We start from the raw sequence: 16019 nt of genomic DNA, 5'->3' as shown, positions 1-16019 counted from the left end.
ACGGCTGTCACTTAACGGCGCTGTCACTTAACGGCGCTGTCACTTAACGGCTCCGCCGGCTGTGCCCGCCGCAATGTACTTCTGGGCGGCAACCAGCAGGATGATGGCCGGGATGGAGGCTAGCACCGCCGTCGCCATGACCGAGCTCCAGTCGTTCACGTAGGCACCGATGTACTGGAAGATGCCCAGCGTCACCGGGCGTACGGCTTCGGTGGTGGTCAGGGTCAGGGCGAACAGGAAGTCGCTCCAGGCGAACAGGAACGTGAACAGCCCCGCGGTGATGAGCGAGTTCCGGCTCAGCGGCAGCACGATGGACCAGAAGGCGCGGAGGTGGCCGGCACCGTCCACCCGGGCCGCCTCGATGACCGAGGCGGGCATGCCGTTCATGAACGCCCGGATGATCAGGATCGCAAACGGAATGCCGTGCGCCGAGTCCGCCAGGATCAGGCCCGGGATGGAGTTGAGCAGGCCCAGGTCGTTGTAGGCCGTGTACAGGGCGTTGGCCACCACGATCCCGGGGATCATCTGGCTGATCAGGATGGCGAACAGCACGATGCCGGCGCCGCGGACCTTGAAGTAGGCCAGGGCATACGCCGCCGGAGCGGCGATGGCCAGGCTCAGGGCCACGCTGCCGAGCGAAATGACCAGGCTGGTGCCGAGGTTGCCGCCCTGTTCCCTGATGGCGGTGGCATAGCCGGTGAAGTCCGGTTTCAGCGGCAGCCACGATGTTTCCAGGGTGGTGCCGTTGGGCTGCAGCGACGCGTTGACCATCCAGTAGACCGGGAACAGCATGATGGCCAGGAAGAGGATGGCCAGCGCCGTGGATCCCCAGTTCCTGCGGTCCGGCGCAGGCCCGGTCCCCGTGTGGCGGCGTGCGCCGCCGGAGGTCTTCTGTCCGCCGCGGCCGGCGGCGTCCGTTCGGGAGGTGGGATTCGTCGTCGTCATGGTTTCCTCACTCATCAACGGCTCGCCGGCTGGCACGCAGGTACAGCACAGCGAACACCAGCGAAATGATCACCAGGATGTTGCCCAGCGCGGCGCCCTCGCCGAACTTGAACTCCTGGAAGGAGAGCGCGTAGGACTGTGTCGCAATGGTCTGCGTGGAGTTCGCAGGACCGCCGTTGGTCAGGCCCAGGATGATGTCCAGCACCTTGAGGGTGTATACGACGCCGAGCACCAGGACTACGCTCACCACCGGCCGGAGCATGGGCGATGTGATGTGCCGGAACGCCTTCCAGCCGGTGGCGCCGTCCAGGGAGCCGGCCTCGTAGAGTTCGTCCGGGATTTCCTGCAGGCCGCCGTAAAGGATGGTCAGGTTGAACGGGATGCCGATCCAGATGTTCACCCCGACGACGGCGATCAGCGCCAGCGATGTGCTGGTCAGCCACGGCACGCCGGTGTCCACGATGTGCAGATCGCCAAGGAAACGGTTCAGCGCGCCGCTGTCCTTGTCCAGGATCCAGCGCCACACCGCGCTCGAGACGATCAGCGGCAACAGCCACGGCAGCAGCAGCAGGCTCCGCAGGATCCCGTTGAGCGGGAACTTCCGCTGGAAGAAGATAGCCAGCGCGAGGCCGATCACGAACTGGCCGGCGATCGAGCCGATGGTGAAAAGTGCCGTGTTGAGCAGGGACGTGGAAAATAACGACGACGACAGCACCTTCGCGTAGTTCGCCAGCCCCACCCAAGGGGCTTCTCCGGTGAAGAACGTGGCGGTGGTGTAGTCCTGGAAGCTCATCACAACGTTCTTCACCACGGGGTAGCCGAAGAACAGCGCCATGTAGACCACGGCGGGGACAAGGAACAGCCATTGGAAGAGGCGCTCGCGGCTCTGGCGGGTCCGCCGCCGCGGCGCCGGCGCGGTGGCCCCGGACCCGTCCCCGGCCAGGCCGGAGCCCGGCTTGCGGACCCCGGCCTTCCCGGCGCCGGGTTTCCCGTTCGGGGGAGTGGCCTGCGACAAATCAGTGGACAGTGACATGGCGGATGCTTACTGTCCCTGGGCTTGCTTGAGGGCCTCGGACGGCGATGCCTTGCCGGTCAGCGCCGTCTAAATGGCGGTGTAGATCTTGGTGGCCTGGGCCGGCCATCCCTCGCCCAGCTGGCCGGTGCGTGCCCGGGCCGTCTTCACCAGGTCGGTGAACACGGCGAGCTTGGGGTTCTCGTCGGCGAACTTGGCAGCCAGGGTCGTCTTGGACGGGATGGTGTTCCGCACCTTGGCCATGCCCAGCTGGTTTTCGTCGCTGTTGAGGCAGGAAACCACCTCGGCGGCCTTGGCCTGGCGGGCCTTGTTCCCCGTCTGCGGAACGGTCCATACTTCGCCGCCCAGCGGAGCAACCACGGTCTGGCCCGCTTCCCGGACCGGGATCTTCACCACGCCGTACTGCAGCGAGGCCTGCTTGTCGAGGGAAGGGATCTGCCAGGGTCCGTTGACCATCATGGCGGCCTTGCCGGCCAGGAACTGGTCCTTGACGTCAGCCTGCGTCCAGTTCAGGGCCGAGGACGAAACTGAACCGTCCTTGACCAGGTCGGTCCAGAGCTGCAGGGCCTGTGCCGTTTCCTCGGTATCGATGTTCTTCTCGTTGCCGCCGTTGGACCACATGACGGGCAGGAACTGCCAGGTGCCTTCATAGGTGGGGTTGGCGTTGAATGCCAGGCCGTACTGGTCGCCGGCCGTAAGCTTCGTGGCCGCTGCTTTGAGCTCGTCCCACGTGGTGGGCGGGGTGACTCCGGCCTTGGCCAGGAGGTCCTTGTTGTAGAACAGGGCAATGGTGTTCACCGTCGGGGCCAGCCCATACACCTTGTCTTTGTAGGTGCCGGCGCTAAGGACGCCGGGAGCGAAATCGGCGGTGCTGATGTTGAAGTCGGAGAGGGGAGCCAGGGCACCCGTGGCTGCGATCTGCTGCAGATCGGGGTTGTCCAGCATCAGCACGTCCGGCAGGGTCTTTGATGAGGACTGCTGGAGGACTTTGGAGATCAGTGATTTGCCCGGGACCGTCTCACGCTTGATGGTGACGCCCGCCTTGGTGCCGCATGCAGTCAGGGCATCGCCGATGAAGGACTTGTCCGGTTCGTTGTTGTAGTAGTCCATGACGGAGATCTCCGAGACGGACTCCGCCGAGGAGGATGAGGCGGCCGTGCCGCAGCCTGAAAGCAGGATGGGCAGGCCAACGAGGGCTGTGACACCTGCGGCGAGTGGCCGGTTCTTTCTGATTGCTGACTTCATTGTCTGTTCCTTGTGTTGTTGGGTTTTGCGAATCGTCGATGCGTATCGACGATATTCAAAAAAGAAACCAGGTCGGGTGGTGCGATTGGAGCTAGGCGCCGTGGGGTGGACGGAGCGTGCTGGAACGGTGCGTTATGACCGTGGGTACTAACTCCAGGGATTCGTGTGGTCCCTGGGAGTCGGCTTCGAGGAGTTGGCAGATGATTTTCACGGCCCGGCGGGAAACTTCCGTGGGGCGCAGGTCGATGGTTGAGAGCGGAATGGGCTGGAGTTCGGCCAGCGTGGGGGTGGCACTGCCGATGATGGAGACATTCACCCCCGGAGTCAGGCCCCGGGAGGCAAGGGCCCGGCGGAGGATGTCCTGGACGGTGCGGTCAGGCGCGATGAATGCCGGCACGCCTTGGGTTGCGGCCAGGGCCTTGTCCACGGAATCCGCAATAATGGCCTGGTCCGGGCCGCCCGGCAGGTGCTGCACCGTCACACCGAGGGCGCTGGCTGCTGCGTCGGCGCCGCTCATGAACCGGTCCACATAGTTCACGTGCCGGTTCACTACGGCAGGTTGCCAATCGATGATCGAGATAACCGAGTGTCCCGCGGCGGCGAGGTCCCGGACGCAGTGCTCACCGGCCATTTCGAAGTCCGCGTCGATGCAGACCAGCCCGGAGGGATCGCGGGGGATGCCGATCAGCAGCACCGGGACGTTGAGGGTCCGGGCCACGGGGAGGCGTTCGTCCTCGTCTTCCACCTGCATGAGGATCAGGCCGTCGCAGATCTGCTGCCCGACCACCCGGCGGAGCCCGGCCGCCCCCTCGTCCTCGGTGACCAGCAGGATGTCGTGGTCGTACTGCCGGGCGGTGGAGGCAATCACGGAAACGAACTCCATGATCGAGGCCATCTCCAGTTCAGGGATGAACGGGATGACCAGGCCGATGACGCGGGTCCTGCGGCTGGCGAGGGCCCGTGCCCCGGCGTTGGGCTGATAGGTCAGCTGTTCAATGGCAGCCTCGACCTTTTTGCGGGTCTTTTCGGAGATGGGCCGCTTGCCGCTCAGGACGTAGGAAACGGTGCTTTGGGCCACGCCGGCTGCTTCCGCGACGTCTTTGCTGGTTGGCACGCTTCCTGACCTCCTTTGTGGTTTCCGGCTTGGTGGTTCCCCGGATTCCCAAGCGGGTTGCTTCGGCTATCGATACGCATCGTCGATGCGAATCGATAAAAGTATGGCATGCATCACACCGCGGCGCAATGCCTCTTTCGTGCGCGACTTATCAGTGCCTGACTTATTCATGCCTGACTTATCAGTGCGCGGCTGATCCGGCGCCGTTGGCCGGGACGGCCTTTGCCTGGGCCCATTTCGGCAGGCGCCGGTCCCTTCACAATTCGAAGTGCGTCCTCGCCGGGCCCTGGCCGAGGGAATCGACAATGGCCGCGGCCACACCATGAAGCTTGACGTTGCGGGCACTCGAAGCTGCTTTGAGCAGCTCAAAGGCATCCTCCTGGCTGCAGCGGTTCTGGGCCATGATGATGCCAATGGCAACGTCGATGGCGGTACGTGACTCCAGTGTTGCCTTGAGGTTGTCCGCGGTCTCGCTGTAGTGGGCGAACCGCACAGCCAGCCGGAGTGCCATGGAGGTTTGGCTGACGAAATCCTCCGCGAGTTCAAGCGCCTTGCCCTCGAACCGGCCGGGGCGGTGGGAATAGAGGTTCAGCGCAGCCTTGGTGTCGCCGTCGAGCTGGAATGGCACGGCCAGGATCGAGCGGACGCCGTGTCCCAGGACGGTGGTGGTGTACTTCGGCCAGCGGCCGTGGTCCGTAAGGTCCCTGATGTGGACGGTCACCTGGTCGCGCGAAGCGGTCATGCACGGGCCGTCACCAAAGGCGTACTGGATTTCGTCCATGGCCTGGGCCTCCGGGCTGCTGCTGGCCACGGTGGCCGCCTTCCGGTGCCGGAGCAGCGTGATTCCGCAGAGGACGGCGTCTCCCGGTTCGGAAAGGCTGCGCGCCGATACCCGTGCCAGTTCGTGAAGGAATTGCTCGACGTCGGAGCTGTTCAGCACCATTTCATGAAGGTGCTGGCTGATGGACGTTCCGGTGTTTGCGGTCGACTCGCTGGCCACGATGTTCTTGCTGCCGTTTCGTTCAGGTCAAAACGATCCGGCATCACGGACATCCATCCCGTCGTTCGATACGCGGGGGAGTGGGCAGAGAAAGCCGGATCGTAGAACTATCCAACGGCTCTCTGCTAAACCGTACCGAGAAAGTATATACATCAGTTGGAGGACTCCCGGCGCGTGTGACAAGGCCCGTGGCGGTCCCGTCCGCTGTGGCCGCCCTGGCCGCCCTTGTCGCGGAATCCGGGCCAAAAGGCCCTCGAAACCGGTCACGGCCTGACGGATAGTTGAAGAAAGAAGCCGTCGTCGTTCCTTCCCGCATGCCGATCGTCTGCCAGGCTCGCAGCGGCTAATGTCACCGAGCGAACGGCTGGGCGAATGAGCATTTTCGAGGACAGGGTGGAAGCGGGGCGGCGGCTGGGCCAGCGCCTTGAACACCTGCGGGGCGTAAACACCGTGGTCCTTGGGTTGCCCCGCGGCGGCGTTCCGGTGGCCTTCGAAGTCGCCAAGGCGCTTGATGCGCCGCTGGACGTCATCGTCGTGCGGAAACTGGGTGTGCCCTTCCAGCCTGAGCTGGCCATGGGCGCCATCGGTGAAGGCGGTGCGAGGGTGCTGGACCGGCACATTATTTCCCGCGTCCGCGTGGCCGATGCCGACCTCAGGGCCGTAGAGGTCCGGGAGCGCGGCGTGCTCGAGGCGCGGGTGGAACGGTTCCGGAAGGGACGGACCCGCACGGACCTCACGGGTCGCACCGCCGTCATCGTCGACGACGGAATCGCCACAGGTTCCACGGCCCGCGTGGCCTGCCTCATTGCCCGGCAGTTGGGCGCCGCCAAAGTGGTTCTGGCGGTGCCGGTGGCTCCGGCGGACACGCTCCGCGAGCTAAAGGAACCGGACGAAATCGTGTGCCTTGCAACGCCGCGCCAGTTCACCGCCGTCGGCTACCACTACCGGGACTTTTCCCCCACGAGCGACGACGAAGTGGTGCTGCTCCTTGATGCGGCGGCCAAGCGGTTCCAGAGCGCCCAGTCCCCCGCCGACGGAACCGGCGTGGACGAGGACGTGCAGATCGAGTCGGGGACGGTGCGGCTCCAGGGGCATCTGTACCTGCCGGCGGCGGCGGCGCCCGTGGTGGTATTCGCGCACGGAAGCGGTAGCAGCAGGCACAGCCCACGCAACCGCTTCGTGGCTGCATTCCTGCAGCGGGCGGGACTGGGAACGCTGCTCCTTGACCTGCTCACCCCCGCCGAAGAACTCGACCGTGCCAATGTGTTCGACATCGAATTGCTTGCCGGCCGGCTTTCGGGGGTAACGGCGTGGCTCGGCAGCAGGCCGGACACGTCGGCAAGCAGCGTGGGCTACTTCGGTGCGAGTACCGGGGCCGCAGCTGCCTTGTGGGCCGCCGCCGAAGCCGGAAACCAGGTTGGCGCCGTTGTCTCCAGGGGCGGCAGGCCGGACCTCGCCGGCCAGAGGCTTTCGGCCGTCCGCGCGCCCACGCTCCTGATTGTCGGCGGTGCCGACCGCGAAGTCCTGGAACTTAACCGCCGGGCACAGGCCATGATGGACTGCCCCAACCAGCTGACGGTGGTCCCCGGTGCCACCCACCTGTTCGAGGAACCCGGGACATTGTCCGAGGCTGCGGCTCTGGCCCGGGACTGGTTCCTGCGTCATCTCCGGGCCGGCCACAGCGCTGAAGGCACCGGTGAACCGGCAGGGGACACCGCGTAGGAATCTTTCCGGTGGCCCTAGCCCCCGTCCGGGCGCCTGTCCTGCAGCACGTCGCGGTACAGGGCGATGTGTTCGGCCACCATCCTGCCAAGGCTGAACCTGGCCTCCGCAGCCCCCCGGCACGCGCCCCGGTCCAGGGCCGATGCCAGGACCAGGGCTTCGGCCAGTTCCCGGATTGTGCCGCGAAGGTACCCCGTGACACCGTCGTCCACTATTTCCGGGGCCGAACCGGACGGCGTGCCCACTACCGGAGTGCCTGTTGCGAGGGCCTCGATCATCACCAGGCCGAAAGGCTCGGGCCACTGGATCGGATTGAGGAACGCCACGGCACCGCCCATCAGCTGGTACTTTTCCGCCACTGTCAGTTCGCCGAGGAATTCCACCCCGGGGCCAAACAGCGGTGCCACCTGGCTATCAAAATAGTCCCGTTCCTCCGCGCCCTGGATGCGGGCGGCCATCAGCAGCCTGACGCCGGCCTCCCGCGCGATCAGGACGGCCTCCCTGGGCCCCTTGTCAGGGCTCATCCGCCCCAGGAATACTGCATACCCGCCGTTTCCGTCACCCACCGGAACCGCGTCCACGTCAATGCCGTGATGGATCACCCGGGCGATCCTCACTTTGGCGGCCGCTGCCTGGTGACGCGAAATGGCCACGAGGGAAACGTCCGGACCCATCAGCCCGTAAAGATCGCCCAAGCGGGAGCTGAACGGGCCGTGACTGGTGGTCACTACCGGCAAGGCATCCGGCCGGTAGCGGAAAAAGGGACCGGCCACGGTGTGGTCGTGCACCAGTTCCATGTCCTGCAGGGCAGCATAGGCGCGGGCCACGTGGTACAGCTCGGCGGTGGCCGTCCACAGCTCGGACGTGTCCTGGCACGGTTCCGGCATGTCCGGCACCAATGTCACGGGGCAGGTGCTTCCGGACGGGGCGGCCAGCACCACCTCGTGACCGGCCGCAGCGAGCCCGCGTGCCAGCCCGTCCACCACCACTTCGGTACCGCCGTAACGGCGGGGAGGCACCGTTAACCAGGGCGGGGCGATCAGTCCGATGCGCACGCTGGATCACCTCCGCACTCCGGGGACGTCTCGGTATTCTGCTCCTCCAGATTCCCAGCCGGGTCTTTGGTTTGACAGTGTCTTTAGTCCCACTGGGCTTTCCCTTGAGCCCCCGTGCCCGGCTTGGTAGTGTGTTGTCATCAGTCTGGGGTTGATGCATTAGGAATCGGTGAGGCAGTCCGCCGTGAGAGTCTCGCTGTCTTTGGGGAGTCGCATGAGCCTGGACGTACCAGTTTCCAACCCGTTTCGATCGGATGCCCGTGCCGGCCGGCGGATTTTTGGGTGCCCGCACGGTGTTCCTGCATTGGATGCGTCATTGGATGCGTCGGCCTGCCTTCCCCAGTCCTCTCTCCTGCGTCGCCTCCGACGGCGCCATGTGGCGTGATCCCATCCGCCGGCGCACCGAGGACCTGCTTCGTGAATTCGTTGCCAGGGCCGACGAACTGGTGCGCGCCCAGGACCAGATGCAGGGCCTACTGGGGGCCGTAGTTTCCCTTACCGAGGACCTGAGCCTCGAAGCCGTCCTTGACCGTGTGGTGCAGTCCGCCTGCGAACTGGTGGGAGCGCGCTACGGTGCGCTGGGCGTGATCGACGACGCCCACCAACTGGGCCATTTCATTACGGTGGGAATCGACGACGACGGCATCCGGCTGATCGGCGAACTTCCCACGGGCCGCGGCGTCCTGGGCCACCTGATCCGCCAGCCCGAGGCACTGAGGCTGGACGACCTGGGCACGCATGAGATGGCCAGCGGCTTCCCGCCGAACCATCCGGACATGAAGACGTTCCTCGGCGTTCCGGTCCGGGTCCGGGGCGCCGTCTTCGGGAACCTGTACCTGACAGAGAAGCTCGACGGCGGGCCGTTTACGCCGGAGGACCAGGAGCTGGCCTCGGCACTGGCGGCCGCCGCCGGTGTCGCCATCGAAAACGCCCGCCTCTTTGAGGACGCCCGCCGCCGCCAGCAGTGGCTTGAGGCCGGGCTGGAGGTCAGCGACCAGCTGAGCTCGGCGGTGTACCCGGGTGAAACCGACAGCCTGGACCTCGTGGCCGAGCGGGCACTGACCGTCTCGGACTCGATCCTGGCAGTGATTGCCTACCCCGATTGTGACGGCACCCAGCGGTGTCGGACCATGGTGGGTGTCCAGTCCCTTCCCGCTGGCCAGGAGCTGCCGGCGTCGAAGGTCGTCGCCGAAGTTCTCGAAACGGGAGCATCAGCGCTCGTGCGTGACCCTGCTGAGGTCTTCGGCGCCGGATCAGATGAGAAACTGGGCCCGTTGCTGGTGGCCGCCCTTGGGCGCAGGAGCAGTGAATGTGGCGTACTGATTCTCGCCCGTCCCGCAGGCGGCGCCCTGTACCTCCAGTCGGATCTCCAGTCCAGCGCAGTTTTCGGTTCGCGGGTGGGGTTGGCCCTGGGGCTGGCCCGTGCGAGGGAACGCCGGGAGGAGCAGCTGCTGTCCACCGACCGTGACAGGATCGCCCGGGACCTGCACGACCTTGTGATCCAGCGCCTTTTCGGCGCCGGGCTGAGCATGCAGAGTCTGCGCCGGTACGTCCCGGACCCAGTGGCCCAGGAACGCATCTCCGCAGTCACTGCGGAGCTGGACGGCACCATCCACGAGCTCAGGGACACTGTTTACTCGATGCGGACCGGCCACGGCCAGAAGGAGCCGCTCACCGGCCGCATTATGCGGACCATCCACGAGGGGATCCGGAATTCCGAATTTTCACCCAAGGTCCAGCTGACGGGACCGGTGGACGAAGCTGTTCCTGACGCCGTCGTCGAGCACTTACTCCCGGTTCTGTCCGAAGGACTGAGCAACGCTGTCCGCCATTCGGGGGCAAACGAAATCGACATTTCCCTGACTGCCCATCCTGACCGCGTGGAGCTAAGGATTGTGGACAACGGGTGTGGGTTCGAAAGTCCTGCCCGGATCAGCGGCATTGCCAACATGAAGCACCGGGCCACCGCACTGGGCGGCCAATGTTCCATCAAGAGCACGCCCGGGCACGGGACCCGCCTGATCTGGACCGCCCCCTCGGGGTGACGTAGCCGGGGGGCGCCCTCGAGGTGATGCAGGGGATGTGTCCGTCAGCCTCGCAGCTCGAAACCCAGCTTTGAGAGGATTGCGGCCACTCGGATTTTGACCGCGGTTCCCGCAAAGCGGGTTTCCTCGCTGATCTGGCGGTTGGTCAGTCCTTGCCCCATCAGGGCCAGGACCCGCAGTTCTTCCGGACTCAGGCCGATGTGCTTGCCGTTGTCCTGCGAGGCGTACAGCCCTTCCATCACCGCCCGTTCGGCGCCGGGGGCCAGCAAGGACTCACCGATGGCCACCCGGCGGATTCCCTCGACTAACGCGGTCCCGGGCAGCTGCCGCAGCACATAACCCACAGCCCCGGCCAGCACCGCACCGCGGAGTGCGTGGTCGTCGTCGTAACTGCTCAGGAGCAGGCACCGGAGATCCGGGTTGTCCGAGCGTATTTCCCGGCATACCTCGATGCCGGTGCCGTCGGGCAAGTGCGCCCCGATCACCACCAGGTCCGGTTGCAACTCCGGGATCCGTCGGCTTGCCTCTGCGGCCGAACCGCTTTCGCCAACCACCTCCAAGTGCGCTTCTTCAAGCAGTTCCCGGAGCCCCAGCCGGACGAGGGCATGGCTGTCGAGGATATATACCCGCGTCCCCCCAACAACGTTGTCCCCGTGTGCTGGGTCAGTGGCCACCGTGAGCATCACCCAGTCCTTGTTTCATCGGATCGGTACCGGCCCTGCCCTGCCCGTGTGCCGCTTGCCGGCGGCTGTGGAAGGCGTAGTACAACAGGCACAGGCCAGCCACCAGCGGGACGAAGGCAGTGATGTAGTCCATGGCGCCGAAGGCCACCGTGGACTGAATAGCAAAGGACAGACCCAGGACGGCAAGCACTGCAGCCGGGATCAAGGGCCATTTCATCCGCTCCGGGATGGCAGCCAGCGTTGCGAACGTCGCGGCGAGACCCAGGAACAGCACTGACGCCACGGGTGTTCCGTCCAGCCCAGGGGGCAGGGCCACCACCAGGGCCAGTGTGAGCATCACACCGCAGGGGATCAGCGCCCACCAGTTGTCATGCTCCCGGAAGTACACAGCTGCGAAGCCGGCGGCGATAAAGAGGAAGAACAACGTGCCCGGCCAGTCGCCCGCTGATCCGGGCCACAGCTCGGTGGCAATGATGACCGCGGCCAGTCCCAGCAGGACAAAGCCCGGAATGGCGGCCCACCAGTTGGCGCGGCTCCTCGAAAACACCGCCAGGAAGGCGCCGCCGGCCGCGCCGAAGATAAACGGCCACACAAGCACTCCGGAGTCGAGCACACGCAGCGAGTCCAGCAATAACAGGACGCCCGCCAGTAGCAGGACTGCGCCTGCAATGATGCTGGCCGTTGCTGCTTTCATGACGATGCCCCCGGGATGTGGTGCGCAGTGCTTACCGCGCTCATGAATTCAGGTTAGGGCTTGGACACCAAGCGGGATTAGGGCACAAAGTCACTGAACATGGGAGGTCCCAAGTCACCCACCCTTCGTCCATGACTTTTGGCTCTATTGACATAACGGCAGACTGGACGATCCTTAATATCAATCCAGTTCGGAGGTAACGATGCCGCTTTCTGAACATGAAAGGGACGTCCTCAAGCAGATCGAACAGTCGCTTCTCGAGGATGATCCGAGATTCGCCGCGCGCATGGAAGGCCGGCACCGTTCACTGATGCGCCGGGTGGTGCTCGGCGCACTGTGCGTGGTCTGTGGATTCCTCCTGGTGCTTGCCGGCGCCGTCCTGCAATTGCTGTACCTAGGCGTCTCCGGCTTCGCGGTGATGGTGGCCGGCGGCTACTACGCCTCCCTCGGTATCGGCCCGAGCAGGCTCCCGTTCGGACGCCCAAGCCTCGGCCTTCCGGGCCAGTCGCAGCACATCTGACACGGCTGCCCGCAGGCAGGGCCGTGCCTTCCTAGGACTCACAGGGCCAGCCAGAAGGGCTGCGCGCGTGCCAGCGCGCCCCTAGGGTTGAATAACGACGGCGGCGGCAGAAGTCCGCAGGGTAACCACTGCCGCCTACAACCCAGAGGAGTTCCTGATGAGAGTTGCTGTTACCGGAGGAAGCGGAAAGCTGGGCGGGAGCGTGGTCCGCCGGCTCGCGGCGGACGGCTACGACGTCCTGAACCTGGACCGTGCCGGCACCAGGGGCCGCGGCTTCACCGAAGTGGACCTGCGCAACTACGGGCAGGTCCTGGATGTCCTTCTTGGACTGGACGACCGCCACAACGGCTTCGATGCGATCGTGCACCTGGGGGCCATCCCGGCGCCCGGCCTTGCGCCGGACGCAGCCACCTTCGAAAACAACATGCTTGCCACCTACAACGTGTTCCAGGCCGCCCGCCGGGCAGGGATCAAGAGGATTGTCTACGCCTCCAGTGAGACGGTGCTGGGACTGCCGTTCGACGTCGACCCTCCCTACATCCCGGTGGATGAGGACTATCCGGCCCGGCCGGAGAGCACATACTCGCTCGTCAAGCACCTGGAAGAGCAGATGGCCATCCAGCTGACCCGTTGGGACCCGGAACTGAGCATCGTGGGCCTGAGGTTTTCCAACGTCATGGATCCGGAAGACTACGAGGCGTTCCCTTCGTTCGACTCCGATGCGAAGCTCCGCAAGTGGAACCTGTGGGGTTACATCGATGGCCGCGACGGCGCGCAGGCCGTTGCCCGTGCCCTGGAACACGGCAAGCCCGGTTTCGAGGCCTTCATTATCGCCAACGAGGACACGGTCATGAGCCGATCCAGCGCGAGCCTGGCAGCGGAAGTCTTCCCCGGCGTCACGGTAACCAAGGACCTTGGCGAGCACGAGACCATGCTGTCCATCGACAAGGCCAAACGCCTGCTGGGATACGCCCCCGAGCACAGCTGGCGCAGCTACCACCCCAACCGCACCACGCCCACCGAGGACTGAGGAGCACTATGCAATACCGCACACTAGGCAACAGCGGCGCCGTCGTTTCCAACTACGCGCTGGGCACCATGACATTCGGTGCTGAGGCCACCGAGGACACCTCCTTCGCCATCCTTGATGACTATTTTGCGGCGGGCGGCAACTTCATCGATACCGCGGATGTCTACAGCCAAGGGGTCTCGGAGCAGATCATAGGCCGCTGGCTGGCGGCCCGTCCCGATGTCCGGGACCGTGCCGTTCTGGCCACCAAAGGCCGGTTCCCCATGGGCCAGGCCCCGAACGACCTCGGTACCTCCCGCCGGCACCTGACGCGTGCCCTCGACGATTCGCTGCGCCGCCTCGGCGTGGAGCAGATCGACCTGTACCAGATGCATGCATGGGACCCCATCACACCCCTTGAGGAGACCCTGCGCTTCCTGCACGACTCCGTCAGCAACGGCAAGATTGCCTACTACGGCTTCTCCAACTTCCTGGGCTGGCAACTGACGAAGGCGGTGCACCTCGCCAAGGCCCACGGCTGGAGCGCCCCGGTGACGCTGCAGCCGCAGTACAGCCTGCTGGTCCGGGAAATTGAGTCGGAGATTGTTCCGGCGTCGCTGGACGCGGGGATCGGATTGCTGCCCTGGTCACCGCTAGGCGGCGGCTGGCTCTCCGGCAAGTACAAGCGGGACGAGCCGCCTGCCGGGGCCACCCGGCTCGGCGAGAATCCCCAGCGCGGCATGGAAGCCTGGCAGGCACGCAACGACAATCCGCGCACCTGGGAGGTCATCGGAACCGTTGAGAAGATTGCGGCGGACCACGGCGTGAGCGCCTCGCAGGTTGCGCTGGCCTGGCTGGCGGACCGCCCGGCCGTTACGTCCGTGATCCTCGGCGCGCGCACCACGGAGCAGCTCGCGGACAACCTCGCCGCGGCGGAGTTGGGACTGTCGGAGGACGAAACCCGGCGGCTGACCGAGGCCAGTGAGCCCCGGGTGGGAGTGTACCCCTACGGCCCGATGGCCCACGAGCAGCGCAGCCGGAAGATCGAAGGCGGCCGCTAGGCGGCCCACGCGACTCAGCGGTTCGAACCACTGAAAAGGGAGGCCGACGGCGGCATGTGACTGCCGCCGTCGGCCTCCCTCGTGTTGTCAGTGCCTCTAATCCTGCCGGCAGCGGACCTGGCGGACCTCGTAGCCGTCGGATCTGGCTACAAGCTGTCGGCCGTTGATGCCGTCGAACTTCAGCCACAGGACGGATGAGTCCGGCGTGGCGTCTTCAACTTCGCCGGTGCGGATAACTTTGCCTCCGCGCCGCAGCTCCACCCAGCTACCAATCAGGTGCTGCCAGTCTTCCGGTGGTTCGGGCACGGAGAGCACCCGACTTCAGCGAATCAGTTCGCGGGTCGTTCCGAACGGAACCTCTTCGGAAAGGGCCACGGTGTAGTGTCCGGGCCGGTTGCGGGTGATCAGGATTCCGTGGGTCCCCGTCAGCATCGCCGCCTCCCGAAGGCCAATGACGGCGGCCTCGAGGCGTTCGTCCAGGACGCGCCGACTGGTGACCTGAATGTCGATCGGCTCAATGAGTGTGGGCATGGGCTGTCCTTTTCGCTGGTCGGGGTTCCGGTTGAGGGACTGTCTCAGGGGTTCCGGGCGGTGCTTGCCTGCTGGGTGCCGGCGGGCACAGCCACCGGGCGGTCCTTGGCCGGTTCCTTGCTTTCTGCACCGGCAGGTGGTGTCGTCTTGAGCCTGAACCGCTTACCGATCGCGGATCCGCCGCCGCTGCTGCGGTTCTTGTTGAAGATGTCGAAGCCGACGGCAAGGAGTAGCACCAGGCCCTTGATGAGCTGCTGGTAGTCGGTGCCGAGTCCGAGGATTGACATGCCGTTGTTGAGCACGCCCATAATCAGGCCGCCCACCATGGCGCCGGCCACGGTGCCGATGCCACCCTGGACTGCGGCCCCGCCGATGAAAGCGGCAGCGATGGAGTCCAGCTCGAAGCCCGTGCCGCCGGCCGGCTGGGCGGAGTTCAGGCGGGCCGTAAACACGAGGCCTGCCAGCGCGGCCAGCACGCCCATATTCACGAACAGCCGGAAGGTCACGGCCTTGGTCTTGATGCCTGAAAGTTCGGCCGCGTGCAGGTTGCCGCCGATCGCGTAAGTGTGCCGGCCGAAGATGCTGTTGTTCATGAGTGCCGAGTAGACGATGACCAGGACGGCCAGCACGATCAGCACAATCGGAGTTCCCCGGTAGCTGGCAAGCAGGAACGTAATGGTGAGCATCAGCAGCGCGATGAACCCGGTTTTGATGGCGAACCATGCCATGGGTTCGTTTTCGAGGCTGAACTTGCGGCGGATGCGGCGTTCCTTGATGGCCTGGAAGAGGATGGCTGCGGTGCCTCCGACGCCCAGGATGACCGTCAGCCATTCGAGCACGGAGGTGCCGCCGGAGATGTCCGGCAGGAAGCCGCCGCCAAGGGCGCGCAGTTCGGCCGGAAACGGGGTGATCTGCTGGTTCTTGAGGGTGATCAGGGTCAGTCCGCGGAAGATCAGCATGCCCGCCAGGGTCACGATGAAGGCGGGAATGCCCACGTAGGCGATCCAGTAGCCCTGCCAGGCACCCACAAGGGCGCCGACGAGCAGGCAGGCCGGGATGGCAATCCACCAGGCCCAGCCCCAGTGGACGATCATCACACCCGAGACGGCGCCGATGAAGCCGGCAATGGACCCCACGGAGAGGTCGATATGGCCGGCGATGATGACCATGACCATACCAATGGCCAGGATGAGGATGTAGCTGTTCTGGACCACCAGGTTGGTGACATTCTGCGGTTCCAGGAGGATGCCGTCAGTCAGGACCTGAAAAAGCAGGACGATCAGGATCAGGGCGACGAAGATGCCAACCTGGCGGAGGCGGCTTGTCAGGAAGCCAAGGGATTCTCGTAGGGCGGACATGTTC

16 protein-coding genes are annotated in these 16019 nt (G+C 65.2%); 5 read left to right on the top strand and 11 right to left on the bottom strand.

Annotated elements, in window-relative coordinates; all coding sequences use genetic code 11:
• Positions 1-39: 39 nt before the first annotated feature.
• From FCN77_RS21935 to FCN77_RS21915, 5 genes are all read right to left on the bottom strand, one after another.
• A complete protein-coding gene (locus FCN77_RS21935; RefSeq protein ID WP_254679052.1) occupies positions 40-792 on the bottom strand; it encodes a carbohydrate ABC transporter permease in 753 nt (250 codons plus the stop codon).
• A 160-nt stretch (positions 793-952) separates the two neighbouring features.
• On the bottom strand, positions 953-1978 hold the full coding sequence (locus FCN77_RS21930; RefSeq protein WP_137323975.1) for a carbohydrate ABC transporter permease: 1026 nt from the start codon (positions 1976-1978) through the stop codon (positions 953-955).
• A gap of 69 nt (positions 1979-2047) precedes the next feature.
• Positions 2048-3223, bottom strand: coding sequence for a sugar ABC transporter substrate-binding protein (locus FCN77_RS21925; protein WP_137323974.1), 1176 nt, complete (start codon positions 3221-3223; stop codon positions 2048-2050).
• A 91-nt stretch (positions 3224-3314) separates the two neighbouring features.
• Positions 3315-4337 carry a LacI family DNA-binding transcriptional regulator gene (locus FCN77_RS21920; protein ID WP_137323973.1) on the bottom strand — a complete coding sequence of 341 codons (1023 nt, stop codon included), beginning with the start codon at positions 4335-4337 and terminating at the stop codon, positions 3315-3317.
• 256 nt (positions 4338-4593) lie between these two features.
• On the bottom strand, positions 4594-5337 hold the full coding sequence (locus FCN77_RS21915; protein WP_137323972.1) for a GAF and ANTAR domain-containing protein: 744 nt from the start codon (positions 5335-5337) through the stop codon (positions 4594-4596).
• A 372-nt stretch (positions 5338-5709) separates the two neighbouring features.
• Here FCN77_RS21915 and FCN77_RS21910 point away from each other — a divergent pair, with 372 nt between their 5' ends.
• Positions 5710-7059 (top strand): phosphoribosyltransferase, encoded by a 1350-nt coding sequence (locus FCN77_RS21910; protein ID WP_137323971.1) that lies wholly within the window; start codon positions 5710-5712, stop codon positions 7057-7059.
• Between the two features lie 17 nt (positions 7060-7076).
• Here FCN77_RS21910 and FCN77_RS21905 read toward each other — a convergent pair whose 3' ends face one another.
• Positions 7077-8114 (bottom strand): glycosyltransferase family 4 protein, encoded by a 1038-nt coding sequence (locus FCN77_RS21905; protein WP_137323970.1) that lies wholly within the window; start codon positions 8112-8114, stop codon positions 7077-7079.
• 374 nt (positions 8115-8488) lie between these two features.
• Here FCN77_RS21905 and FCN77_RS21900 point away from each other — a divergent pair, with 374 nt between their 5' ends.
• Positions 8489-10159, top strand: a complete 1671-nt coding sequence (locus FCN77_RS21900) for a GAF domain-containing sensor histidine kinase (protein ID WP_137323969.1) — start codon at positions 8489-8491, stop codon at positions 10157-10159.
• A 44-nt stretch (positions 10160-10203) separates the two neighbouring features.
• On the opposite strand, the gene FCN77_RS21895 is transcribed toward FCN77_RS21900, so the two are convergent.
• Both FCN77_RS21895 and FCN77_RS21890 read right to left on the bottom strand, forming a co-directional pair.
• Positions 10204-10842, bottom strand: coding sequence for a response regulator transcription factor (locus FCN77_RS21895; protein ID WP_137323968.1), 639 nt, complete (start codon positions 10840-10842; stop codon positions 10204-10206).
• Positions 10823-11536, bottom strand: a complete 714-nt coding sequence (locus FCN77_RS21890) for a hypothetical protein (protein ID WP_137323967.1) — start codon at positions 11534-11536, stop codon at positions 10823-10825. Before FCN77_RS21890 ends, FCN77_RS21895 begins: the two co-directional genes overlap by 20 nt.
• A gap of 202 nt (positions 11537-11738) precedes the next feature.
• Here FCN77_RS21890 and FCN77_RS21885 point away from each other — a divergent pair, with 202 nt between their 5' ends.
• The 3 genes from FCN77_RS21885 to FCN77_RS21875 all read left to right on the top strand — a co-directional run bounded on the left by FCN77_RS21885 (position 11739) and on the right by FCN77_RS21875 (position 14126).
• The gene (locus FCN77_RS21885; RefSeq protein WP_137323966.1) at positions 11739-12056 is read left to right on the top strand and encodes a DUF3040 domain-containing protein; all 318 of its coding nucleotides are present in this window, start codon (positions 11739-11741) and stop codon (positions 12054-12056) included.
• Positions 12057-12213: 157 nt separating this feature from the next.
• A complete protein-coding gene (locus tag FCN77_RS21880; protein WP_137323965.1) occupies positions 12214-13086 on the top strand; it encodes an NAD(P)-dependent oxidoreductase in 873 nt (290 codons plus the stop codon).
• Between the two features lie 8 nt (positions 13087-13094).
• Positions 13095-14126, top strand: coding sequence for an aldo/keto reductase (locus FCN77_RS21875; RefSeq protein ID WP_137323964.1), 1032 nt, complete (start codon positions 13095-13097; stop codon positions 14124-14126).
• Positions 14127-14222: 96 nt separating this feature from the next.
• Here FCN77_RS21875 and FCN77_RS21870 read toward each other — a convergent pair whose 3' ends face one another.
• The 3 genes from FCN77_RS21870 to mmsB are packed head-to-tail and all read right to left on the bottom strand — an operon-like array spanning position 14223 to position 16015.
• The gene (locus FCN77_RS21870; protein WP_137323963.1) at positions 14223-14432 is read right to left on the bottom strand and encodes a hypothetical protein; all 210 of its coding nucleotides are present in this window, start codon (positions 14430-14432) and stop codon (positions 14223-14225) included.
• 15 nt (positions 14433-14447) lie between these two features.
• Entirely contained in the window at positions 14448-14657 is a 210-nt protein-coding gene (locus FCN77_RS21865; RefSeq protein WP_137323962.1) for a hypothetical protein, read from the bottom strand.
• Between the two features lie 44 nt (positions 14658-14701).
• Positions 14702-16015 carry a multiple monosaccharide ABC transporter permease gene (gene mmsB, locus FCN77_RS21860; RefSeq protein ID WP_137323961.1) on the bottom strand — a complete coding sequence of 438 codons (1314 nt, stop codon included), beginning with the start codon at positions 16013-16015 and terminating at the stop codon, positions 14702-14704.
• Positions 16016-16019 lie beyond the last annotated feature (4 nt).

This window comes from Arthrobacter sp. 24S4-2 (assembly GCF_005280255.1).
Taxonomy (GTDB): domain Bacteria; phylum Actinomycetota; class Actinomycetes; order Actinomycetales; family Micrococcaceae; genus Arthrobacter.
This window is presented reverse-complemented; position numbering and strand designations above follow the sequence as displayed.